At 61.1% G+C, this 21,771-nt stretch carries 24 protein-coding genes; 15 read left to right on the top strand and 9 right to left on the bottom strand.

Annotated elements, in window-relative coordinates; genetic code table 11:
- Nucleotides 1-233 precede the first annotated feature (233 nt).
- From R5R33_RS10160 to rsd, 12 genes are all read left to right on the top strand, one after another.
- Nucleotides 234-812 (top strand): hypothetical protein, encoded by a 579-nt coding sequence (locus R5R33_RS10160; protein WP_318952585.1) that lies wholly within the window; start codon nucleotides 234-236, stop codon nucleotides 810-812.
- Entirely contained in the window at nucleotides 809-1,114 is a 306-nt protein-coding gene (locus R5R33_RS10155; protein WP_318952584.1) for a winged helix-turn-helix domain-containing protein, read from the top strand. Before R5R33_RS10160 ends, R5R33_RS10155 begins: the two co-directional genes overlap by 4 nt.
- 164 nt (nucleotides 1,115-1,278) lie before the next feature.
- Entirely contained in the window at nucleotides 1,279-1,491 is a 213-nt protein-coding gene (gene rpmE, locus R5R33_RS10150) for a 50S ribosomal protein L31 (protein WP_318952583.1), read from the top strand.
- A gap of 23 nt (nucleotides 1,492-1,514) precedes the next feature.
- Nucleotides 1,515-2,339, top strand: coding sequence for a thermonuclease family protein (locus R5R33_RS10145; protein ID WP_318952582.1), 825 nt, complete (start codon nucleotides 1,515-1,517; stop codon nucleotides 2,337-2,339).
- A gap of 180 nt (nucleotides 2,340-2,519) precedes the next feature.
- Nucleotides 2,520-3,773, top strand: a complete 1,254-nt coding sequence (locus R5R33_RS10140; RefSeq protein ID WP_318952581.1) for a malic enzyme-like NAD(P)-binding protein — start codon at nucleotides 2,520-2,522, stop codon at nucleotides 3,771-3,773.
- A gap of 129 nt (nucleotides 3,774-3,902) precedes the next feature.
- Nucleotides 3,903-4,379, top strand: coding sequence for a hypothetical protein (locus tag R5R33_RS10135; protein ID WP_318952580.1), 477 nt, complete (start codon nucleotides 3,903-3,905; stop codon nucleotides 4,377-4,379).
- 128 nt (nucleotides 4,380-4,507) lie between these two features.
- Nucleotides 4,508-6,097: a glutamate--cysteine ligase gene (gene gshA, locus R5R33_RS10130; protein WP_318952579.1), complete on the top strand. Its 1,590-nt coding sequence runs from the start codon at nucleotides 4,508-4,510 to the stop codon at nucleotides 6,095-6,097.
- Nucleotides 6,098-6,103: 6 nt separating this feature from the next.
- Nucleotides 6,104-6,691 carry an acyl carrier protein phosphodiesterase gene (locus R5R33_RS10125; RefSeq protein WP_318952578.1) on the top strand — a complete coding sequence of 196 codons (588 nt, stop codon included), beginning with the start codon at nucleotides 6,104-6,106 and terminating at the stop codon, nucleotides 6,689-6,691.
- 21 nt (nucleotides 6,692-6,712) lie between these two features.
- Nucleotides 6,713-7,210, top strand: a complete 498-nt coding sequence (locus tag R5R33_RS10120; RefSeq protein WP_318952577.1) for a disulfide bond formation protein B — start codon at nucleotides 6,713-6,715, stop codon at nucleotides 7,208-7,210.
- 6 nt (nucleotides 7,211-7,216) lie between these two features.
- Nucleotides 7,217-7,615 carry a CidA/LrgA family protein gene (locus R5R33_RS10115; RefSeq protein ID WP_318952576.1) on the top strand — a complete coding sequence of 133 codons (399 nt, stop codon included), beginning with the start codon at nucleotides 7,217-7,219 and terminating at the stop codon, nucleotides 7,613-7,615.
- Nucleotides 7,605-8,363 (top strand): LrgB family protein, encoded by a 759-nt coding sequence (locus tag R5R33_RS10110; RefSeq protein ID WP_318952575.1) that lies wholly within the window; start codon nucleotides 7,605-7,607, stop codon nucleotides 8,361-8,363. The genes R5R33_RS10115 and R5R33_RS10110 overlap by 11 nt, the downstream gene beginning before the upstream one ends.
- Before the next feature lie 116 nt (nucleotides 8,364-8,479).
- Entirely contained in the window at nucleotides 8,480-8,947 is a 468-nt protein-coding gene (gene rsd, locus R5R33_RS10105) for a sigma D regulator (protein WP_318952574.1), read from the top strand.
- A gap of 92 nt (nucleotides 8,948-9,039) precedes the next feature.
- Here the strand turns inward: rsd and R5R33_RS10100 are convergent, their stop codons facing one another.
- Nucleotides 9,040-9,807, bottom strand: a complete 768-nt coding sequence (locus R5R33_RS10100; RefSeq protein WP_318952573.1) for an FKBP-type peptidyl-prolyl cis-trans isomerase — start codon at nucleotides 9,805-9,807, stop codon at nucleotides 9,040-9,042.
- A gap of 615 nt (nucleotides 9,808-10,422) precedes the next feature.
- On the opposite strand from R5R33_RS10100, the gene R5R33_RS10095 reads away from it, so the two are divergent.
- Nucleotides 10,423-11,418, top strand: coding sequence for a histidine kinase (locus R5R33_RS10095; RefSeq protein WP_318952572.1), 996 nt, complete (start codon nucleotides 10,423-10,425; stop codon nucleotides 11,416-11,418).
- 20 nt (nucleotides 11,419-11,438) lie between these two features.
- Here the strand turns inward: R5R33_RS10095 and R5R33_RS10090 are convergent, their stop codons facing one another.
- Nucleotides 11,439-11,999, bottom strand: a complete 561-nt coding sequence (locus R5R33_RS10090; RefSeq protein WP_318952571.1) for a TIGR02444 family protein — start codon at nucleotides 11,997-11,999, stop codon at nucleotides 11,439-11,441.
- Between the two features lie 67 nt (nucleotides 12,000-12,066).
- On the opposite strand from R5R33_RS10090, the gene R5R33_RS10085 reads away from it, so the two are divergent.
- Nucleotides 12,067-13,977, top strand: a complete 1,911-nt coding sequence (locus R5R33_RS10085; protein ID WP_318952570.1) for an ATP-binding cassette domain-containing protein — start codon at nucleotides 12,067-12,069, stop codon at nucleotides 13,975-13,977.
- A 57-nt stretch (nucleotides 13,978-14,034) separates the two neighbouring features.
- On the opposite strand, the gene R5R33_RS10080 is transcribed toward R5R33_RS10085, so the two are convergent.
- The 7 genes from R5R33_RS10080 to ftsY all read right to left on the bottom strand — a co-directional run bounded on the left by R5R33_RS10080 (nucleotide 14,035) and on the right by ftsY (nucleotide 20,647).
- On the bottom strand, nucleotides 14,035-14,859 hold the full coding sequence (locus R5R33_RS10080) for an outer membrane beta-barrel protein (RefSeq protein WP_318952569.1): 825 nt from the start codon (nucleotides 14,857-14,859) through the stop codon (nucleotides 14,035-14,037).
- Between the two features lie 89 nt (nucleotides 14,860-14,948).
- A complete protein-coding gene (gene trmB / locus R5R33_RS10075; RefSeq protein WP_318952568.1) occupies nucleotides 14,949-15,686 on the bottom strand; it encodes a tRNA (guanosine(46)-N7)-methyltransferase TrmB in 738 nt (245 codons plus the stop codon).
- 214 nt (nucleotides 15,687-15,900) lie between these two features.
- On the bottom strand, nucleotides 15,901-16,278 hold the full coding sequence (locus tag R5R33_RS10070; RefSeq protein WP_318952567.1) for a DUF423 domain-containing protein: 378 nt from the start codon (nucleotides 16,276-16,278) through the stop codon (nucleotides 15,901-15,903).
- 276 nt (nucleotides 16,279-16,554) lie between these two features.
- Entirely contained in the window at nucleotides 16,555-17,409 is an 855-nt protein-coding gene (gene rpoH, locus R5R33_RS10065) for an RNA polymerase sigma factor RpoH (protein WP_318952566.1), read from the bottom strand.
- 344 nt (nucleotides 17,410-17,753) lie between these two features.
- Entirely contained in the window at nucleotides 17,754-18,764 is a 1,011-nt protein-coding gene (gene ftsX / locus R5R33_RS10060) for a permease-like cell division protein FtsX (RefSeq protein ID WP_318952565.1), read from the bottom strand.
- A complete protein-coding gene (gene ftsE / locus R5R33_RS10055) occupies nucleotides 18,748-19,431 on the bottom strand; it encodes a cell division ATP-binding protein FtsE (protein ID WP_138234223.1) in 684 nt (227 codons plus the stop codon). The genes ftsX and ftsE overlap by 17 nt, the downstream gene beginning before the upstream one ends.
- A gap of 232 nt (nucleotides 19,432-19,663) precedes the next feature.
- Nucleotides 19,664-20,647 carry a signal recognition particle-docking protein FtsY gene (gene ftsY / locus R5R33_RS10050; RefSeq protein ID WP_318955721.1) on the bottom strand — a complete coding sequence of 328 codons (984 nt, stop codon included), beginning with the start codon at nucleotides 20,645-20,647 and terminating at the stop codon, nucleotides 19,664-19,666.
- 453 nt (nucleotides 20,648-21,100) lie between these two features.
- Between ftsY and rsmD the strand changes: the two genes are divergently transcribed.
- Nucleotides 21,101-21,691, top strand: coding sequence for a 16S rRNA (guanine(966)-N(2))-methyltransferase RsmD (gene rsmD / locus R5R33_RS10045; RefSeq protein WP_318952564.1), 591 nt, complete (start codon nucleotides 21,101-21,103; stop codon nucleotides 21,689-21,691).
- Nucleotides 21,692-21,771 lie beyond the last annotated feature (80 nt).

Here is a 21,771-nt window from a genome sequence, read left to right as displayed (position 1 = left end):
TACCGGCTCCCGCTGGCGGGTACAGCGACAGTATCCACTGGCGCCGTATCCCACCCAAATTACATCAATTTGCCCGTCAGCTCTTGTTAACTCTAAAAATTAAAGTACTCTGCAAGTATCAACTCTATAAATTAGAGAACTCTATCCAGAATCGCCCGGAACCGCTCACCAACGATCGGCCCGGGTTATCCACAGCCGTATTCGCAAAATTTACCCACAAAGGAATTGTGACCATGACCGACGTCAACAAACTGCAAAGCGACCTGGACTATATCAGCAGCGCCCTGCGCGAGGATGCTACCGCCGGCGGCATCCCGGCACTGTATTTCCTCTGGGGTGCACTTATCGCCATTGGCTTCAGCCTGCCGGACTTCGCCCCACAACTGGCCGGATTCTACTGGCTGGTGGCGGGCTTCGGTGGCGGCTTGTTCAGCTGGTGGCTGGGAGCTCGCCAGAGTCGCCGCCATGGGATCAACAACCCCAAACTGGCCCGCCGTTATGGACTGCACTGGTCACTGATGGGCGCAGCCTTCCTGTTGTGCTTCCTGCCTCTGTTGTTGGGGCGGGTTTCGCCGGAGATGGGCGGCGCCAACTTCCTGTTGGTGACCGGTATCGGTTATGGCCTCGCCGGCGTGCATCTGGAGCGGCCACTGCTGTGGTGTGGACTGCTGATGCTTGCGGCCTATGGGGTGTTGATCACGCTGATGCCCCCCTATACCTGGACCATCACCGGCGCCACCGTCGGCCTCGCCCTGTTCTGGGCCGGCTTCAGCCGCCGCGCCGCACTCCGCACTGCGGGTGGTGAGGCATGAAGGCGCTAGCCGCTCTCGACGCTCTGTTCGAGCACCGCATCCGCCTCGGCGCCTGTGTGCTGCTGGCAAAACACGGCGAGCTGACCTTCGCGCGCCTCAAGGCACAGCTGCAGGCCACCGATGGCAATCTCGGCGCCCAGTTGCGCAAGCTGGAGGAGCAGGGCTACCTCAGTAGCCGCAAGGATTTCGTGGAGCGCAAACCGACTACCTGGTACCAGCTGAGCGACGCGGGCCGGGCCGCGCTGGAGGCGCATATGGCGGCGCTGCGAGCGCTGATTGACGCCAGTGGCACGGGCGTCTGAACCGGCGCCGAACGGTGACGCCCGGGGCACATTTGAACTTGTATCAACGGGCTAATCTGGTAGTATGCGCCGACTTTTTAAACAGCCCGGGGAATTCTCCCCTGAACCAATGACGATTCCGTGCTCAGCAAAAGACTGGGTGGCGGTGTCGAAAAGAGGCCATCATGAAGACCGATATCCACCCGAATTACGTTCAGATCACTGCCACCTGCTCCTGCGGCAACGAGTTCAAAATGGGCTCCACTCTGGGCAAGGATCTGCAGCTGGACGTGTGCTCCAACTGCCACCCGTTCTACACCGGCAAGCAGAAGCAAGCGAGCACCGGCGGCCGCGTAGACCGCTTCAAGAAGCGTTTCGGCAGCCGCATCTCCAAGTAAGTGTCGGCACGCCGCGCACCGGAATGACCCGTTTGTTCCCGGTGACAGAAAAGGCATTCAGGGCTTCCCTGAGTGCCTTTTTTTATGCCTGTTTTTTGCTGCTGGCGACACTGGCCCCCGTCCACGCCGACTGCGTATTGGGCGAGCCGGACGAGGTGGTGGCACTGAAAAAGGTCGTGGACGGCGACACCCTGCGCCTGAAAGACGGCCGCCGGGTACGCCTTATCGGCGTCAACGCCCCGGAGCTCTCCCACGGTGAGCGCAAGGCCCAACCGCTGGCGCGTGAGGCCAAGGAGTTTACCGAGCGCTTTCTCGAGGGCGGCGACGTGGAACTGGTGTACGACCGCGGCCGCTACGACAACCACGGTCGTGTGCTGGCCCATGTCTACAATCACCGCGGCGACAGCCTGGAATCGGCATTACTGGCCGCCGGGCTCGCCTTTCACGTCGCCATATACCCGAACCTGGCGCTCGCCGAGTGCCTCGCCATCCGCGAGCAGGATGCGCGCACCCACAGCCGTGGCGTGTGGGCCCCCGGGGTATGGCCGGTGCTCAAGGCCGCGGACATCAAGCCCGGCGACGGCGGCTTTGTACTGCTCGCCGGCACCGTGAAAAAAGTGGAGCGCAACCAGTTTGTCTGGCTGGAGCTGGACGGCCCGGTGGCGGTCCGCCTCAGGAGCGGACGGGATTATGGCCACCCTAATGGGGACAATTGGCAAGGGCGCAAAATAGAAGTGAAAGGCTGGCTGATCGATCGCGGGTCGAAATATTCATCCCATAATAAGAAAAATAAACGCTGGTTTATTTCTTCAGACTCAGAATTCACTATCGAAATTAGTAGAAAATAACTCTTGCGATCAATTTTTAAGCTTGTGGACCTCCGGTCGTCTCAGTTATTCTGCGGGCCGCGGATAGGGGAGGCGAGCAAACCGTCTTTCCGACAATAAAATCAAGACATCCGCGGTAACCCGCGCGCCCCAGCCACAGAACGCTGGCCGCGCAATCCAGACCAAAGAGATGACACCCCAATGACCTACTCCCTGCGCCAGGCAGCGCTGGATTACCACGCCCTGCCAACACCGGGCAAACTCTCGGTGGAGCTGACAACCCCCGCCCACACCCAGGAAGACCTGTCCCTCGCTTACAGCCCTGGCGTCGCCGAACCGGTGCGCGAGATCGCCAAAGACCCGGAGGCCGCGTACCTCTATACCGGCAAGGGCAACCTGGTGGCGGTCATTTCCAACGGAACCGCCATCCTCGGTCTCGGCAACCTGGGCCCACTGGCGTCCAAGCCGGTGATGGAAGGCAAATCGCTGCTCTTCAAGCGCTTTGCCGACATCAATTCGGTGGATATCGAGGTCGACACCACCAGCCCCGAGCGCTTTATCGAGACGGTGGCCGCGATCGCCAACACTTTTGGCGGTATCAATCTCGAGGACATCAAGGCGCCGGAGTGCTTCCATATTGAGGAGGCGCTGATCCAGCGCTGCTCGGTGCCGGTGTTCCACGACGACCAGCACGGCACCGCCATCGTCACCGTGGCGGGCATGCTGAATGCGCTGGAGATCCAGGGTAAGAACATCAGTGACGTGCGCATCGTCTGCCTGGGCGCCGGCGCCGCTGCCACCGCCTGCTGCAAACTGTTGCTGGCGGCGGGAGCGAAGAAACACCACATCACCATGCTCGACAGCCGCGGCGTGATCCACTCCGGACGCACCGACATCAACGCCTACAAAGGCGAGTGGGCGCGGGATACCGAGATGCGCACCCTGGACGATGCCATCGAGGGCGCCGACGTGTTCCTCGGTGTATCCGGCCCGGACCTGCTCACTGCCGAGCAGCTGGCGCATATGGCGGAGAAACCCGTGGTGTTCGCCTGCTCGAACCCCAACCCGGAGATCTCCCCGGAACTGGCCCACGCCACCCGCAGCGACCTGATCATGGCCACCGGCCGTTCGGATTACCCGAACCAGGTAAACAACGTGTTGTGCTTCCCGTTCATTTTCCGCGGGGCACTGGATGTGCGCGCGACGCGTATCAATGAAGACATGAAGCTCGCGGCCGTTGAGGCGCTGCGCAAACTGGCGCACGAGCCGGTGCCGGATGAAGTGTGCGCTGGCTATGGTGGTGTGGAGCTGAGCTTCGGCCCAGACTACATCCTGCCAAAACCGATCGACCCGCGCCTGCTGCCGGAAGTGGCGGCGGCGGTGGCGAAGGCGGCGGTGGAAAGCGGTGCGGCCAGGTTGCCGTATCCGGCGCACTATCCGTTAAAAGCACTCTGATTGGTTCTTGCCTTGGCCCGGTGGCGATTGCGCCGCCGGGCAAAACATACCAATCCCGACACAATTCTTGAGCCTCCCCCCCTCCACCGCTAAACTCCCCCTCATGTTTGAGCAGAGTTTCCTCCCCGCATGAGTCATGTCTATGTGCTGACCAATCAGCACCAGCTTTTTTTGAGCAAAAGCAACGAATGGATCGACGGCCGCGATAGCGCCCGGTTGTTCCGCACCGAGTACAAGGACGTCGCCATCAACCAGATGTTCGAGGCCAACACCCGCGATGTCACTCTGCGCATCGAGCTGCTCGAATGCGAACTCGATACCAAGAAAAACCCCCAGATCCCCGCCGACGCCCTGTGCGACGAACCGCTGCATGTCCATGCCGGCGAAGTTAGTGAGGAAGCGGCGGAAGAGGGCGGCGACCCGAATGAGCTGCCGCAGCCGGACCCGAGTGAAGTGCCGCCGGAATACAACCCGGAAGTAGATCCGCAGCCCGCGCCGGAAGTGGAACCGGATCTGCAGCCGGAAATCGACCCGGACCAATACCCCGGCGACACACCGGAAATAGAGCCGGAGCAGCCGCCGGAGTCCATCGTCAGCCAGCCCTGACGATATCTTTTACGACCCACACTCCCTTGAGTTGTGATTCTGCGCCCCCACTTAGGCGGGATACGCAGACTACCCCGATCGCGGCATATCCGGCGCAAGCGCCGACCGGCTGCGCACAGGAGATCCCAGTGCCCACATTCAATCTGGCCGAACTGGCCCAGCCGGAAGCCCTGTCCCTGTTAAAGGGCATCCGCCGCGGCATCGAAAAAGAGAGCCTGCGGGTGACTGCCGAGGGCGAACTGGCGCAGACCGACCACCCCCGTGGCCTCGGTTCCGCGCTCACCCACGACTGCATCACCACCGACTTCGCCGAAGCACTGCTGGAGTTCATCACCCCGCCGGTGGCGACACCGGAGCAGGCGCTGGAGAAGCTCGACCAGATCCACCGCTTTACCTACAGCCAGATGGGCGACGAGCGCCTGTGGGTCAACAGCATGCCCGGGCGCATCGGCCGCGATGCGGACATCCCTGTCGCCCGTTACGGCAGCTCCCACAGCGGCACCATGAAGACCATCTACCGGCTCGGTCTCGGCCTGCGCTACGGGCGCGCCATGCAGACCATTGCCGGCATCCACTACAACTTCTCGCTGCCGGACGATTTCTGGCAGTGGCTGCAGGACAAGGAGGGCAGCGACGAGTCCCTGCAGGATTTCAAGACCCGCCGCTACTTCGACCTGATCCGCAACTTCCGCCGCCACTACTGGCTGCTGATCTACCTGTTCGGCGCCGCGCCGGCGGTGTGCGGCACCTTTGTACAGAATCGCCAGCACAACCTGCAGCCCTTCGACGGCGACGGTCGCAGCCTGTTCGCGCCAGAGGCCACCTCCTTGCGCATGGGCGACCTCGGCTACACCAGCGACGCACAGAAGTCCCTGGTGGTCTGCTACAACGACCTGCAGAGCTACCTTGTTACCCTGTGCTCGGCCATCAGCCTGCCGTACCCGCCCTACCACGAACTGGGCGTGAAGGATGCCGACGGCGAATACCAGCAGCTGTCCACCGGCCTGCTGCAGATCGAAAACGAGTTTTACTCGCCGATCCGCCCGAAAAATCCCGCCGGCATGGGTGAAACCGCACTTTCCGCCCTCGACGCCCGCGGTGTCGAATACATCGAAGTGCGCTGCCTCGACCTTAACCCCTTCGTGCCACTCGGTATCGAAGCGCCGCAGATGCGCTTTCTCGACGCCTTCCTGCTGCACTGCCTGCTCAGCGACAGCCCGCAGACCGACGAGGCCGATTACCGCGCGGTGCAGGAAAACCAGGCGCGTATTGTCTACCGTGGCCGCGACCCGGAACTTCAGCTGATTCACAACGGCAGCGAGCGCAAACTCACCGACTGGGCGACGGCGCTGCTGGACGAAATTTCCCCCATGGCCGACCTGCTGGATCAGGCCTGGCAGAGCCACGACTACCAGCGCGCCGTCACTATCCAGCGCGACAAGATCGCCGGCAGGATCCCGACGCCCGCCGCACAGGTGCTGGCGGAAATGCACGAGCACGGACTGACCTTCTTCCAGTGGGCCAAGGCCAAGGCCGAACAACACCGCCAGTATTTCCTCGAGCGCCCGCTGGACGCGACGGAACAGGTGGAGTTCGAGCGCCTCGCGCAAGAATCCCTGCAGAAGCAGCGAGATGTGGAAGCGGCAGACAAGGGCAGCTTCGAAGACTTTCTCGGCCGCTACTACGCGCAGTACGTGTTCTGCCAGCGCGCCCTCTGACCGCACATGAACTACCTCGCCCATCTTTTGCTGTCCGGTCCCGACCCGGACTGGCAGCTGGGCGGGCTGCTGGGGGACTTTGTCAAAGGTCCCCTGAAGGGCGAGCGCCCGCAGCCCATCGAAGATGGCATCCGCCTGCACCGGCGCATCGACCTGCTGAGTGATCAGCACCCCGCCTACCGCTCCGCACTGGCCCGCCTCGGCCCCCAGTGGCGTCGTCTCGGCGGTATCACCCTGGATATCTGGTTCGACCACCTGCTCGCCAGTCACTGGCACCAGTGGTCCGCGGAGCCCCTGGAAACCTTCGTCGACAACTGCTGGTCCAACTTCCGCGAGCGCCGCCAGTGGATACCGGAAAACGCGCGGGCATTTATTCAGCGCGCCGAGCAATTTAAACTGCTGCCCGGCTACCGCGAGGTAGAAGTTATCCAGCGTACCCTCGAGCGCGTCGGCCAGCGCCTGCGCCGCCCGCAGCCACTGGCGGAAATGCTGCCGCTGCTGCTGGCAGACCGCGCTGCGCTGGAGCAAGATTTTCATTCACTGTTTACCGACTTGTCGCAACAGGCTGCACTGTTCCGGCAGCACTCAATCTGACGGCAACAATCCGGAAAAATAATGACCATGACCCTGCCTACTCCCCGCACGACTTTTCTGCTGATGTTCCTCGCTGTGGCGTTCGTACTCGGCACCGCTTTCTATCTGGAATACGCAAAAGGGCTGGAACCCTGTCCGCTGTGTATCACCCAGCGGGTAATGTTTCTCGGGGTGGGGCTGGTGTCCCTGATCGCGTTCCTGCACAACCCCAAAACCATCGGTCGCCGCATCTATGGGCTGCTGGTTTCCCTGTGGGGCCTGGGCGGCCTGTACTTCGCCGGCCGCCAGTTGTGGCTGCAGAGTCTGCCGGCAGACCAGGTTCCCGCCTGCGGCCCCGGCATTACCTACATGGTGGAAATGTTCCCCATGTCCGAAGTCATCAAGACTCTGCTCAGCGGCGACGGCAACTGTGCGGAAGTGAAATGGACCCTGCTCGGCCTGTCCATTCCCGGCTGGGCTGCGGTGGGCTTTATCGGGCTGATCCTGTTCGGCCTGTGGCAGGCGTTCCGCAAGCGCTGATCGACCGTGGCCCGGATCAAAAACGTTTCCCGCTGGCTGCTTGGGGCCGTGCTGCTGCTGGCCTTTGATCTGGCCGGCCGCGGCCTCACCGCCACCTTCGCACTGCCGATTCCGGGCTCGGTGCTCGGCATGCTGCTGTTGTTGTTGGCACTGATGCTCCTCGGACGAGTCCCTTCCGGGCTCGCCATCGTCAGCGAACAGATACTTCGCTTGCTGGTACTGATTTTTCTGCCCGCCTCGGTGGGGATCTACTTTGTGCGCGACCTGACGAGCGGCGACTGGCTCGCGCTGGTCGCCGCCATGGTCATCGGCACCCTGATCAGCTTCGCACTCACGGCAATGATGCTGCAGCGACTTCTTATTGGCAGTGGCAAGCGCCGCCGTGGAGAGCACAGTGAAGGCTGAAACCCTCGGCGCCTGGCAGCAATGGCTGGCGCAGCTGCAGCAGGTAGCCACCGCCTTTGCCGAGCCTCTGTCGGTATCCCATCCCCTGGTGATACTGCCACTGAATATTCTCGGCTTCTGGTTCGGCCTGAAGATTTACCGTCGTGCAGGCACCCCGATATTGCATCCGGTGGTGGGCGGCAGCCTGCTGGTGCTTGCGGGACTGCTGCTGTTGGGCGTGGACTTCCCCGCCTACCAGAGTGGCAGCGGCCTGCTGTACCTGCTGCTCGGCCCCGCTGTAGTCGCCCTCGCAATTCCGCTCAAACAAAACCTGCAGGTGGTGCGCCGGGCCGGCTGGCCATTGATGCTGGGGCTGCTGCTGGGCGCCGTGCTGGCACCACTGGTGGCCGTGTTCATTGCCGCATTGCTCGGCGGCAGCCGCACCGTGCTGGTCGCCCTGACCACGAAGTCCGTGACCACACCGGTGGCTCTGGCACTGGCGCAGGAGCTGCACGGTATCCAGAGCCTCGCTGCGGGCGTGGTGGCGTTTACCGGTATTGTGGGTGCGGTGTGCGGCCCCGGTCTGCTGCGCTTGCTGGGGATCTCCGACGAACGCGTGGTCGGTTTTTCCATGGGGGTCAATGCCCACGCCATCGGCACCGTGCGCGCACTGGAAATCAGCGCATTGTGTGGCGCCTTCTCGGCGCTGGCGATGGGGCTGTGCGGTGCGTTGACCGCGCTCCTGCTTCCAGTCTTTGTGACCATGTGAACCGCTAGACGAATTTTTCGTTGTGGCGTTTTTTTCTGCGCCTTTCTTGCCGGCGAAGGCATAAGCTTCTACATTCCAAATAGGCAGTTGTAGAAGTCACAAAAGGAAACTTGGAGATGTTGGAAAACTGTAAAGATGCGCAGGAGCGGTGGGGCGGTGTCAGCCAGATTATCGACCGCTGGCTGCATTCGCGTCAGGCGCTGCTGGTGAGCTTTTGCCACCTGTCGGAGAAAAAGGAAATTGCCGATGGCGACCGAGAAGTTGAGGCCAGTGTGCGCACCCTGTGCCAGCAACTGGTGGACTACATATCTGCCGGGCACTTCGAGGTCTACGACCAGTTGATTCAGGAAGGTCAGGCGTTCGGGGACAGCGAAGGGCTGGAACAGGCAAAATCTCTCTACCGAGAAATCGACGCCACTACCGACCTGGCCGTGGACTTCAACGACAAATACCAGGAGACCGACGATCTCGAGTCCCTGGCGCAGGATCTCTCCGAGCTGGGTGTCGCGCTGGAAACCCGCTTCGCCGCAGAGGACCGCATGATCGACACCCTGCATACGGTGCACAAGAATCAGCTTGCCTGACATACTTTTCAGGCGAGTATTAAAAAAGGGGCCATCGGCCCCTTTTTTATTGCCAGCTCAATACCGGCTTATTGCCCGCGGAGAAGTCACGCTTACTGCGCGTCGTCTTCCGCAGCGCCTTCGTCTTTGCTGACGTCAGCTTTGTGCAGCTCCACTTCAAAAATCAGGGTGGAGTTGGGGCCGATCTGACCGCCGGCGCCGCCCGGGCCGTAGGCCAGGTCAGACGGGATGTAAAGTTCCCACTTGGAGCCTTCCTTCATCAGTTGCAGCGCTTCGGTCCAGCCCTTGATTACGCCGTTTACCGGGAACTGTACCGGCTTGCCGTTCTTGTAGGAACTGTCGAATTCGGTGCCGTCGATCAGGGTACCTTTATAGTCCACTTCCACCACGCTGGTCTCGGTGGGCATGGAGCCGGTGCCCTCGGTGATCACCTTGTACTGGAGGCCGGACTCGGTGGTTTTCACACCTTCTTTCTTGGCGTTTTCTTCCAGGAACTTCTTGCCATCTTCCAGGTTCTTGTCTGCGGCCGCCTTGAATTCGGCTTCCTGCTTGGCCATCAGCTCTTTCTGCTTGGCCTGCATGTTTTCCTGGAATACCTGGATGACCTGCTGCTTTTCCTCTTCACTCAGACGGGACTCGCGGCCGCTGGCCACATCTTCCAGCGCCATAGCGACAATTTTCGGATCCAGCGCTACGTCCTGAGTCTTGAGGCGGTTTGCCATATCTTCGGCGATGATATAGCTGACCTTTTGCTCCTGGGACTCGAGCTTGATATCCGCGGTGCTTGCAGATTCCTGTTTGTTACAGCCGACCAGTGCAATACCCAGTGCAACCGCAGCAGCCAAAGAAGTTTTATTCATGAGAGTAATCTCTTTATTTCCGTGAAACATTAGAGCAACTAAGAAAATCTACTGCGTGTGCGCATGACGGCGTCCGGAGGTGCTCAGAATGCTCATGTACCGTATGTACATTCCGCTTGCTGCGCTCCGGCGGCCACCACCAGCCACCCACTCGCTACGATTCTTAGAGGTCCCCATTATTTGTATCGAGTAGGGCTACTGATCCGTCCACCCCTCTCTGCTGTTGTACACCTAGACCACTGTGCGCATTGTGCGGCAGATCACAGTTATGTTGAGTCCGGCCAGCGACAGACAAGTCTAACCCATGCAGGTTGAGGCTGCACACTGCCCGGTAAGACGCCAAATCGCGCCGGATGTTTCATTTCCGGATAACTTTTTTCCAACCTCCGACGGTCACTCCCGATCGCGCGAGTAGCAGGACAAAGCAAGTCGCAGGAAAATGCGCAAGATCGACCGGGGATCAGGGATGCACTTCCGAAATAACAGCGCTATTATCAGCTTTCAACCCTGATTTTTTTCTCGGAAAGAAAGGTGGTTCTGCGCTACCGGGAGTGAGCCCAGGGTCCCGTTCAAACCGATTCCGACAAACCCGATTCAACCGCAGGATTTCGACTCATGGCCGCCAAACGCAAAGCCGCTGTATCCATTGCCGATCTGGAAAAACAGATCGCTTCGATCACCACCCAACTCGACAAGGCGCGAACCAAAGACGCGGCTGATGCCGAAAAAGCCCTGAAAAAAGCCACCAAGGATGCCGCTACTGCACAGGCCCAGGTGAAGAAAGCCAAAGACAAACTGGCTGCCGCGCGCACCGCCGCAAGCAAAGCCAAGACCGCCGCTGCGAAAACCTCTGCGAAGAAAAAAGTCGACATGGCCAAGGCCGCCGTCGCCAAACTGGAGAAGTCCGCCAAGGACGCCGCCAAGCTGGCCTCCGATGCCGCAGCGGCTGAGGCTGCCGCTAAACTGGTAGTGAAGACCGCCGAGACCATTCGCAAGGCAGGCGAGGCGGCAGGCAAGAAAGTACTGGGCGCAAGCAAGCCCAAGAAAAAAGTCGCAGCGAAGAAGACTGTGGCCAAGAAGGTCACCGCCAAGAAAACCGCAAAAAAAGTAGCGGCCAAAACTGAGGCAGCACCATCCGGCGAGAAAAAAGCCAGCCCGAAAAAGGCGGCGGCCAAAAAGGCTCCGGCGAAGAAAGCTGTAGCGAAAAAAGCCCCCGCCAAGAAAGCAACAGCCAAGAAAGCGACCGTGAAGAAAGCGGCAGCGGCCGCGGTGAAAGCGGAAGCGGCAGCCACCGAAGCGAAACCAGCGAAAAAGGCCGTTGCGAAGAAAGCCAGCCCGAAAAAGGCAACCGCGCCCAAGGCAAAGACCAAGACCAACGGCAGTAAGCCGGCGGTAAGCACCCAGGAAAAGGCGCCGGCAGTCACCGAGATCACCACTCCCGAGCCGATCATGGGCAAGACCTCAGAGCCGAAACCGCTGATGCCCGAGTCCAGCTCCATCGCGATCAATCCGGTCACTCCGAGCATCACCCCCAGCACCCCGGCCAACAGCCTGTTTGCCACCGAGGAAAACCCGCACTACGGCCCGGAAGAGCACAAGCACAAGTATTGAGTTGGAATTAATGCGCCCGCTCAGCAGTTGTCGGGCGCAGTACCCGGTGTGTTACCGGTGACGGCATCCAGTGGCGATGCCCCGCGGGCGACACCAATGCCGGTACTGTAAGCATCGATCAGGCCCGCCCAGCGGGCCTGTTCTTTTTGCAGCAGACCGTATTGCTGTCCGGCCAACTCCAGCGGCGAGCGGGTTTCCGGCCAAGCCTCTCCATTCAGTTTCCACAGTGCTGCCAGCTGCCGCTGCTCCATACGCAGCTCACTGCGTTTGCACCACTCGTACAGCCAGCCTCCCTTGTTGACCCGCGCGAGCATGCGGCGCAGATTGCGCACGCTGTTGATCATGCGCCGTCGCGGCGCCAGCCCTCGGTCGGCGACCCGCCAGCTCTCGTCACTCAACTGGCGCCCGCAGGCGCTGGTGTAGCTGGCCCACAGCAGCAGACACACGTCCGCACCGCGGGTGTCCTGACACTCGAGCAGAAAGTCCGCTACCTGCGGTTGGCGATAAAACTCCAGGCTGAAGTCCCACAGCGGATTCTGCAGTGGAGAGAGCGGCGGAGATGGAGGTGCGGTTTCTGTCACGATAGAATCCCGGCGTTTTGTTTTCGGATAGCCTAGTCAAAATCCGGCGAATTCAAAGAGGTTTCCATTGATCAATCTGCAAGGCGTTTCGCTGCAGGTGGGCGGGCGCGACCTGCTGCGCGATGCCAGCTGTCGTATATTCCCCGGCCACAAGGTAGGCATTATCGGTGCCAACGGCTGTGGCAAGTCCACCCTGTTCAAAATGCTGTTGAAACAGCAGGAGAGTGATGCCGGCTCGGTCGAGCTCCCCTCTGGCTGGGAGGTCGCGCATATGGCCCAGGAGGTCTCCGCCAGCGACCAGAGCGCGCTGGATTACGCCCTAGACGGCGACCACCGCCTGCGCCAGCTGCAACAGGAACTGGAGGCGGCGGAAGCCGACGGCAGCGACGGCAAGCGCATCGGCGAACTGCACGAACGCATGGCGGCGATCGACGGTTACAGCGGCCCCGCGCGGGCGGCGCAGTTGCTGGATGGCCTCGGCTTTTCCCACGCGGACCAGCAGCGCCCGGTCAAAAGTTTTTCCGGTGGCTGGCGCATCCGCCTGAACCTGGCCCGCGCACTGATGTGCCCAGCGGACCTGTTACTGCTGGACGAACCCACCAACCACCTGGACCTGGATGCGACCCTGTGGCTGGAGCAGTGGCTGCAGCGCTTTCCCGGGACCCTGCTGATCATTTCCCACGACCGCGACTTTCTCGACGCGGTGGTCGACGGCATCGTCAGTTTCGAACAGCAGTCCCTGGTGCTCTACAGCGGCAACTACACGTCTTTCGAGCGCGCCCGTGCCGAGCGCCTGGCACAGCAGCAGGTGCAGTACGAGAAACAACAGGTAGAGCGGGCGCACATGGAAGACTTCGTGCGTCGCTTCCGCGCCAAGGCCTCCAAGGCCAAGCAGGCCCAGAGCCGCCTCAAGGCACTGGACCGCATGGCGGAGATCGCCCCGGCACACGTGGATTCCCCGTTCCGCTTCCGCCTGCCGTCATCGGACAAGGTTTCCAACCCGCTGGTGGACCTGCGCGAGGCGGTCATCGGCTACCCGGGTAAAGTCATCCTGCCGCGGGTTGAGCTCGGTATCCAGCCAGGGCGCAGGATCGGTCTTTTAGGCCCGAACGGCGCCGGCAAATCGTCCCTGATCAAGACCCTGGCGGGCGAGCTGCCGCTACTCGGCGGCGAGCGTCAGTGCGGCGAGCACCTGAAAATTGGCTATTTCGCCCAGCATCAGCTGGAAGCACTGGATTCCAAGGCGTCACCGCTGCTGCACGTACAGCGACTGTCTCCTGACGCCAGCGAGCAGCAGCTGCGGGATTTCCTCGGCGGTTACGGTTTTGTCGGCGACCGCGTGTTCGAACCGGTGGGCGGCTTTTCCGGCGGCGAGAAGGCGCGGGTGGCGCTGGCACTGCTGGCGTGGCAGAAGCCCAACCTGCTGCTGCTGGACGAACCCACCAACCACCTGGACCTGGAGATGCGCCACGCATTGACCCTGGCGCTCGCCGAGTTCCCCGGCGCCATGATCCTGGTGTCCCACGATCGCCACCTGCTGGCCAACACCACCGACGAGTTCATCCTGGTGGCGGATGGCCGCGCGGAGCCGTTTGACGGCGACCTGGAGGATTACAAACAGTGGCTGCTCAGCTTCAAGCGTGAGGAGAAACGTCAAGGCAGTGAAGTCCAGGGTGTAGCGGACAGTAAACCGACAGAGGACAAAAAGACACAGCGCCGTGCCGCCGCCGCATTGCGGGAGCAGCTGAAGCCGCTCACCAACAAGCTCAAAAACATCGAACAGAAAATGGCGAAGGCGGAAAAAGAGGTTCAGGAAATCGAACTGAAGCTCGCCGATGAAAACCTCTATAGCGGCGGCCAGCAGGACGAGATTGCGCGCCTCACCCAGGCCCAGGGACAGGCGCGGGAAACACTGGAAGAGCTGGAAATGGAGTGGCTGGAAATTTCCGAGCAGCTGGAAGCGGCGCGAGACGCCTAGGCAGCAGGGCAATTCCAATCGGCTGAGGGCGGCTGCTCCGCCCTTAGCTAAAAAGAATTACTTGGAAAAGTCCGCCGGGTTGTAGGGCTCCCGCGGGCAACCGTCATCGTTCACGGCCATGCCGAGAGGTGTATTCGGGCACTGGTCCATATAGTCCGGCACGCCGTCGCCATCGCTGTCGATGGGACAACCGCGCGCATCCACATCGATCCCCACCGGTGTCTGCGGGCACTGGTCCAGGTTGCTGTAGACACCGTCGCCATCCCAATCCCTTGGTACCACGTCATCCCGCCACTGGTAGCCGATGGCAAGGCTCACGAAGCCGTCGAGACCACCTTCTTCAACCCCCTGAAAGCCGCGCACGTCACCGCGCAGCTGCCAGCGCGGGGCTAGCCGGTATTTGAGGCCGGCGCCGAAGTTGAGCATCGTCTGGCGGTTGTGCCAATCGTCGGGATAACCGTAGGAATCCTCATCGATGCGTATCTCACCGGCACCCGCCACCACATAGGGCTGCCAGTCGTAATTGCCACAGAATTGGCCGGCGAACTGGTACATCAGGTCGAGGTGATAGTTCTGTACACCCACATCCTCGCGGGTCTCCTCCACATTGACACTGAAATAGTCGTACACACCTTCCACTACCCAGCGGTCAGTGACGTTGTAGCCGAAACCGAAGCCGCCGCCGGCGCTGTCTTCCAGCTCAAAGCCGAAGTAGGGCGTGCCATCGAGGCGCGCCCCATCAAACCAGTAGTAGCCGCCGTTCAGGTATAGATTGAGCGTGCCCTCGCGGTCGGCGAGGGTCTGGGCACTGCACAGCAGGGCGACGCCGCTCAGCAGCAAATTACGCAGGCATTTGCGGGCGGGATTTGGGCTTTTTGTCATTGTGGCTCCGGAGCATCCGTTTACCGGTAGTCTGAAGATAGCACAGCAAGCCCGAGCGCCGGGCTCGCTGCCTATACGTCGTTCGACGCTTATTTTTTCTTGTACAGCAGATCCCAGACGCCGTGACCAAGGCGCTCACCGCGGCGCTCGAATTTGGTCTGAGGGCGGAATTCCGGGCGCGGGGCGTAGTTGCCCTTGCCGGCGGTATTTTCCAGCATGGTTTCCGCTTCGAGTACTTCCAGCATCTGCTCGGCGTAATTTTCCCAGTCGGTGGCCATGTGCATCAGGCCGCCGGGTTTTAACTTGTTGCACAGCAGCTTTACAAACTCGGGCTGCACGATACGGCGCTTCTGATGCTTTTTCTTGTGCCAGGGATCGGGGAAATACAGCTGGAAGCGGTCGAGGCTGCCATCGGCAATGCAGTCGTTCAGCACATCGACGGCGTCGGCCATGTACACCCGCAGGTTTTTCAGTTCTTCCTTGCCGGCGTTGTTGATCAGCCGACCGACACCCGGTGGGTGTACTTCGATGCCGATAAAGTCTTTGTCCTGTTCAGCCTTGGCCATTTCCAGTAGGGAATCGCCCATACCGAAGCCGATCTCCAGCACCACCGGTGCTTCGCGGCCGAACACTTCCTTCGGGTCGATACTGCCGTCGAACAGGGACAGACCGTAAGGTCCCCAGTAGTTATCAAACGCGCGGCGCTGACCTTCGGTCATACGGCCGGCGCGGATCACGTAGCTGCGGATGGATTTCTTTTTGAATTCGGTGCGGTAGGGGAAGTCTTCTTCCTCTCCGGTTTGTTCGTTGATGGGGTCTTCTTGCATCGCTATCTGGTTACCTCGTGGCTTCGAAGCACTGTTCGTTGGGTGCTTCGTAGCTGGTGCTGGGGCGGCCAATCACCGGGTATGGGTTTTTGGAACCGCTGTAAACCCATCCCTGGGCGCTGCGGCGCAAACATCCTGTTTGCGACGCTTCCAAAAACCCATACCCGGCACTTGGCCTTCGATTTGGAGTTTTTACTTCGTTGCTTAGTGTTGCTTACTTTGTGTAGTCGAGGGCGGCGATAAACAGGGCTATCCAGCCGCCGATCATCAGGGTTCCGCCCAGTGGCGTGATCGGGCCGAGCCAGCGTGGGCCGCCGAAGGTCAGGCCGTAGAGGCTTCCGGAGAAAAACAGGATGCCAATGGCAAACAGGGCGCCGCTGACGATCAGTGAGGTTTTCGCGCCCACTTGTTGGATCAGTAGTGCAATGCCGATTAGCGCCAGCGCGTGGATCAACTGGTAATGCACCCCTGTTTTATAGGCTTCCAGCAGGTTTTCCGCGACCTTGTTGCGAAGACCATGTGCGCCAAATGCACCGAGGACTACACCCGTGCCGCCAAAAAATGCAGCCAGCAATAAATACAATTTAGCCATTCAATTTTTCCTTTATCAGATGGCTTACGAAGTAAATCGATTCAACGTGAAGGGGGAGTGCTGGGGGCGGGTTTTCAGGAGCGTCGCAAACAGGAAGTTTGCGCCGCAGCGCCCAGGGATGGGTTCACAGCGGTCCTGAAAACCCGCCCACAGTGCTCAACCGCCACCGAGCCAGCTTCAGAGCACCACAAAAAACCACCAAGCCACCAAGCCACCAGATAAGAAAAAACCGCGCATAAAGCGCGGTTCTTAAATCCGGCCAACTCAAGAGGACTATCAGGCCTCCATCGCCACCCGGACTTTCTTCATGGCGTTCTTTTCCAGCTGGCGGATACGCTCGGCGGAAACACCGTACTTGTCGGCCAGCTCGTGCAGGGTGGCTTTGTTGTCGGTCAGCCAGCGCGCCTCGATGATATCGCGGCTGCGGTCGTCCAACTGCTCCATCGCCATCGCCAGGTTGTTCACACTGGTTTCTTCCCAGTTGTCCTGCTCCAGCATCATTGCCGGATCGTAACGACGGTCTTCCAGGTAGTGTGCCGGCGCCTGCCACGCAGACTCATCATCGTCGTCCACGCCGGCGTCGAACGCCGCATCGTGGGCCGCGAGACGGCCTTCCATATCGTGCACGTGCGCCACGTCCACATTCAGCTCTTCCGCCACCCGCTTGGCTTCCTCATTGGTCAGCCAAGCCAGCGACTTCTTGTGGCCGCGCAGGTTGAAGAACAGCTTGCGCTGCGCCTTGGTGGTCGCGATCTTCACAATGCGCCAGTTGCGCAGGATGAACTCGTGAATCTCCGCCTTGATCCAGTGCACTGCAAAGGACACCAGGCGAACACCCTTCTCGGGATTGAAACGCTTTACCGCCTTCATCAGGCCCACGTTGCCCTCCTGAATCAGGTCGCCCTGGTTCAGGCCGTAACCGGAGTAGGACTTGGCGATGTGCACCACAAAACGCAGGTGAGACATGACCAGCTGACGGGCAGCTTCCAGGTCATTGTTGTAGTAAAGATCTTCCGCGAGTTTCTTTTCTTCCTCGGCGGTCAGTACGTCAAAGCCGCTGACTGTCTGGATATAGGCATTCAGATTTCCGCCCGGTGACAGTGTATGGATCGGCTGCAGACTGGTTCCCATTCAGGATTCTCCTCGTAACTCTCGATTGCCCCGCTTGGCACTTGCTGCCCGGACTAATTCTTACCGGGACCAGTAGTTTGCGGCGGCCTGCTCCAACCGGCCCTTGGCTTGCTCAGCCTCAAAGCGGCACCGGAAGTGCAGAGTTGGCCACAGTGTAGCACCCACAGAAGGAAATGGAACCCCGTTTGGGGCCGCCCGGCGCACCGCGCCAGGCCTTGATTTCCGGTGGGTTAGAGCAGTTATCCACAGGGGAAGTTCCAGGTGGGAGCCAGGCTTTACGAATCTTGACTGACCAGCAGGTCAAAGTGGTGGTTTGACCTGTCCAGAAGAGGTGCGAAGACGACTTAGCGGGGCTGAATCGCCGAAATATGCCGTGCGACTGCCAGCCAGGCGCCGGTCAGGCCGAGCAGTGCCGCACCGCCCGCCAGCCCGAGCAGATAAGTGACCCCAGGGCCATCCAGGCGGAAACTGCTGCCGTAGAGATTCGACAGCCCGCTCACCGGGCCCGCCAGCAGCCAGACCCCGAAACTCACCAGCAGCCACGCAATCAGTCCGCCCACCAGACCGTACACCAGGCCGGTGTACAGGAAAGGCCGGCGCACAAAGGCGTCGGTACCGCCCACCAGCTTCACCACCAGAATCTCTTCACGGCGGCTCTCGATATGCAGTCGAATACTGTTCACCACCACCAGCAGCACCCCCAGCGCCAGCAGGAACGCCAGCCCCAGGCTCATACGGCGGCCCAGTTCCGTCAGCTGCGCCAGCCGCTGCACCCAAGCCATATCCAGCACCACCGAATCCGTCAGCGCACTCTCCCGCAGGCGCTCTGCCAGTGCCTCAAGTACCGCACTTTCGGCGCCGGACGGACGCACCAGCAACACCGCTGGCAGCGGATTGCTCTCCATACCAGCGAGCGCATCCCCCAGACCCGAAGCCTGCTGGAACTCCTGCAGCGCCTGCTCCGGCGAAATGTAGGTCACCTCCGCCACCAGCGGATCCGCACGCAACTTGTCCGTCCAGGCCGATACCGCGTCCTCCTTGGCACGCTTGTGCAGGAACACCGAAATCTGCGGTTGGCCGTCCCAACCGGCCACGGCGCGCTGGAAATTGGTGAGCCCAAGCTGCAGCGCCGCGGGCAACGCCAGTGCAATCGCAATCACCAGCGCGGTCATGCCGCTGGACATGGGCGATGCGAAAAAACGCACCCAGGATTCGTGCCACATCTCTTTGTGGTGGCCCAGCCAGCTGCGCAGGCGATCGCCGCCACTGGTGCGCGCGGTGACAGCGCCGGCGGTACGCGGGCGCTCGGCCGGGGCCTGAGAGGCCCGGGAAGGAGAATTAATACGCTGGTTCACGGCTAGGGTATCCGTCGTAAATCAGTTGGCCCTGCTGCAGGGTCAGGACGCGCTGTCTCATGCGCGCGATCAGCTCGAGGTCGTGGCTCGCGATCAGCACCGTGGTACCCACCGCATTGAAATCGCGGAACAGCCGCATGATCTCTTCCGACAGCTTCGGGTCCAGGTTACCGGTGGGCTCGTCCGCCACCAACACCGCAGGCTTGTTCACCACCGCGCGGGCAATGCCCACCCGCTGCTGCTCACCGCCGGAAAGCACGATGGGATTCTGGTTTTCCTTGTGCAGCAGCCCCACCTTGTCCAGTGCCGCACGCACCCGGCGGCCGACCTCGCGCTTGCTGCAGCCGGAAACCGACAGCGGCAGTGCGACGTTATCGAACACGCTGCGATCGAACAGCAGCTGGTGGTTCTGGAACACAATGCCGAGATTGCGGCGGTAGTAGGGGATCTGGCTGTTGCGCAGCCGATTGAGATTCTGCCCGCCGACGATGACATTGCCGCGGGTAGGGCGCTCGATAGCGGTGAGAAGCTTGAGCAGGGTGCTCTTGCCAGCGCCGGAGTGGCCGGTGAGAAACACCATTTCCGCGCGCTCGATTTCCAGGCTCACGCGCCCCAGCGCGTCCTGCCCGGACTCATAGCGTTTGTTAACGTTATCAAATTGGATCATAAGCGCGCGTTTTTGTTGTTCTTGATTCCGCAGTGGCACTTGGTCGCAGAGCGTACAGGACTTCACGCGAAGGCGCTGATACCGGGTACAGCTTTCTGAGACCTTCCGCGAGAGGGACCTCGCGGAAGAGCCCCCAGGGATGGGTTCACGGCGTGTCTCAGAAAGCTGTACCCGGTAGCAGCGCCGCCACTCGACTAGTTACTTGAGACAATCTCGCCTCAAGCAATAATGATCAGCCCTGAGCCCGATTAAACAGCGCGGCGACAAAGTCTTTCGCCACAAACGGCTGCAGGTCTTCCGACTGCTCGCCGACTCCGATAAAGCGTACCGGAATCCCCAGCTTCTGTGCCAGCGCGAAAATCACCCCGCCCTTGGCGGTGCCGTCCAACTTGGTCAGCACCAGGCCGGTGACACCGGTGGCATTCCTGAAGGTTTCGGCCTGGGAGATCGCGTTCTGGCCGGTGCCCGCATCCAGCACCAGCAGCACCTCGTGGGGCGCGGATTCATCCAGTTTGCCCATCACCCGGCGCACCTTGGACAGTTCTTCCATCAGGTGCGCCTTGTTGTGCAGACGGCCGGCGGTATCGGCGATCACCACATCCACGCCGCGGGTTTTGGCGGACTGGATCGCATCGAAGATCACGGATGCGCTATCCGCACCGGTGTGCTGGGCCACCACCGGCACATTGTGGCGCTGGCCCCATACCTGCAATTGTTCAACAGCTGCCGCGCGGAAAGTATCGCCGGCCGCCAGCATCACCGACTTGCCCTCGTTCAGGTAGCGGTGCGCCAGCTTGCCGATGGTGGTGGTCTTGCCGACGCCGTTGACGCCCACCACCAGGATCACAAACGGCTGCTTGGCCTGATCGATAGCGAGCGGCGCCTCCACCTTGTCCAGCAGGCTCGCCAGTTCATCCTGCAATGCCAGGTAAAGCGCCTCGCCATTGGAGAGCTCGCGGCGGGACACGCGGTCGGTCAATCGGTCGATGATCTCGGCGGTAGCTTCCACCCCCACGTCCGCCATCAGCAGCTGGGTTTCGAGCTCCTCCATCAGGTCTTCGTCGATCTCCTTGGCACCCAGGAACAGGTTGCCCATACCCTCGGCAAACTGGCTGCTGGTGCGCGCGAGACCGCGCCGGATGCGGGCAAAGAAACCCTCTTTCTTCGGCTTTTCCTGGGGTAGGGCGATTTCTGCCGGAGCCGGCTCAGGCTGCACTTCCAACACCGGCGGCACGGATTCCGGTACCACTTCAGGAGCGGATACATCGGCCAGCTCCGCCACCGGATCAAACGCCGCCTCCGGCGCTTCTTCCACCGAGAAATGCTCCCCTGGAGGTTGCGGCGGTTGCGGTGCAACTTCCGGCTCGACAGCAGTATCCGCCTTCAGGTTGTCCGGAATCTCAAATACCGGCTCTTCCACCAGCGGGTTCTGGGCTTCCGCCTGGGTGGGCTCTCTATCCCCGGATTCGCCCTCGGGCTTCTTTTTGCGCAGGAAATCAAAAATCATCGCGTGTGGATTCTTTGACAGGAAATCAGTGACTGACGGGTGCCGACTGGCGGCCGGCCGCGGAAAGGCGCTAATCTTAGCACCGCTGACCGCTGACTGTTTAGCAAACAGTCGCGCCCCGTCCCATTCGCCTGCAGTAAAGATTTGTCCCCCGGAAGCCCGATGTCCAGAAGACCGCCCTCGAAAACGAACAAGCCGGGCACTGCCCCCACGTCCCAGTTGCGCATCATCGGCGGGCGCTGGCGCGGGCGCAAAGTGGCGTTCGCGCCGATTGAGGGGCTGCGCCCTACCGGCGACCGGCTGCGGGAAACCCTGTTCAACTGGCTGCAGTTTTACCTGCCGGGCGCCCGCTGCCTGGACCTGTTTGCGGGCTCAGGTGCGCTGGGGCTGGAAGCCCTGAGCCGGGGTGCGGCGGCGGTGGACTTCGTGGAACTCGACCGCGGCGCAGCGCAGATGTTGCGCCAGCAGCTGGAGCTGCTACAGGCGGACGGCGGAAAAGTGCACAATTGCCCGGCAGAGGTATTCCTGGCCCAGCCCGGGGATGCCTGGAACCTGGTGTTTATCGACCCGCCGTTTGCCGGCGACTTGTGGCAGAGCACCCTGCAGGCTCTGGTCGACAGCGGGCGCATTGGGCCCGGCACCCTCGTTTACGTGGAATCACCGCGGGATACTCTGATCGCCACACCACCAAGCTGGCGGCTGGAGAAGGAAAAGCAGGCAGGGCAGGTCTGCATGCGCCTGTTTGCCGTCTGATCTCTGCGCCAGACCCATCTGATCCCCTCGGGTTCAGGGATTTTTTGAGGGAAAGCGCTAAATTGTTTAAGATGCGCGTC

Source organism: Microbulbifer pacificus (genome assembly GCF_033723955.1).
Taxonomy (GTDB): Bacteria; Pseudomonadota; Gammaproteobacteria; order Pseudomonadales; family Cellvibrionaceae; genus Microbulbifer; species Microbulbifer pacificus.
This window is presented reverse-complemented; position numbering and strand designations above follow the sequence as displayed.

Excerpts from the sequence above, each read along its gene's own strand:
- R5R33_RS10160 (WP_318952585.1), top strand. The coding sequence starts at position 234 with ATGACCGACGTCAACAAACTGCAAAGCGACCTGGACTATATCAGCAGC.
- R5R33_RS10080 (WP_318952569.1), bottom strand. The coding sequence starts at position 14,859 with ATGACAAAAAGCCCAAATCCCGCCCGCAAATGCCTGCGTAATTTGCTG.
- R5R33_RS10125 (WP_318952578.1), top strand. The coding sequence starts at position 6,104 with ATGAACTACCTCGCCCATCTTTTGCTGTCCGGTCCCGACCCGGACTGG.
- ftsE (WP_138234223.1), bottom strand. The coding sequence starts at position 19,431 with ATGATCCAATTTGATAACGTTAACAAACGCTATGAGTCCGGGCAGGAC.
- R5R33_RS10140 (WP_318952581.1), top strand. The coding sequence starts at position 2,520 with ATGACCTACTCCCTGCGCCAGGCAGCGCTGGATTACCACGCCCTGCCA.
- rpoH (WP_318952566.1), bottom strand. The coding sequence starts at position 17,409 with ATGGGAACCAGTCTGCAGCCGATCCATACACTGTCACCGGGCGGAAAT.
- trmB (WP_318952568.1), bottom strand. The coding sequence starts at position 15,686 with ATGCAAGAAGACCCCATCAACGAACAAACCGGAGAGGAAGAAGACTTC.
- R5R33_RS10120 (WP_318952577.1), top strand. The coding sequence starts at position 6,713 with ATGACCATGACCCTGCCTACTCCCCGCACGACTTTTCTGCTGATGTTC.
- R5R33_RS10095 (WP_318952572.1), top strand. The coding sequence starts at position 10,423 with ATGGCCGCCAAACGCAAAGCCGCTGTATCCATTGCCGATCTGGAAAAA.
- R5R33_RS10145 (WP_318952582.1), top strand. The coding sequence starts at position 1,515 with ATGACCCGTTTGTTCCCGGTGACAGAAAAGGCATTCAGGGCTTCCCTG.
- rsd (WP_318952574.1), top strand. The coding sequence starts at position 8,480 with ATGTTGGAAAACTGTAAAGATGCGCAGGAGCGGTGGGGCGGTGTCAGC.
- rsmD (WP_318952564.1), top strand. The coding sequence starts at position 21,101 with ATGTCCAGAAGACCGCCCTCGAAAACGAACAAGCCGGGCACTGCCCCC.
- R5R33_RS10155 (WP_318952584.1), top strand. The coding sequence starts at position 809 with ATGAAGGCGCTAGCCGCTCTCGACGCTCTGTTCGAGCACCGCATCCGC.
- rpmE (WP_318952583.1), top strand. The coding sequence starts at position 1,279 with ATGAAGACCGATATCCACCCGAATTACGTTCAGATCACTGCCACCTGC.
- R5R33_RS10070 (WP_318952567.1), bottom strand. The coding sequence starts at position 16,278 with ATGGCTAAATTGTATTTATTGCTGGCTGCATTTTTTGGCGGCACGGGT.
- R5R33_RS10135 (WP_318952580.1), top strand. The coding sequence starts at position 3,903 with ATGAGTCATGTCTATGTGCTGACCAATCAGCACCAGCTTTTTTTGAGC.
- R5R33_RS10100 (WP_318952573.1), bottom strand. The coding sequence starts at position 9,807 with ATGAATAAAACTTCTTTGGCTGCTGCGGTTGCACTGGGTATTGCACTG.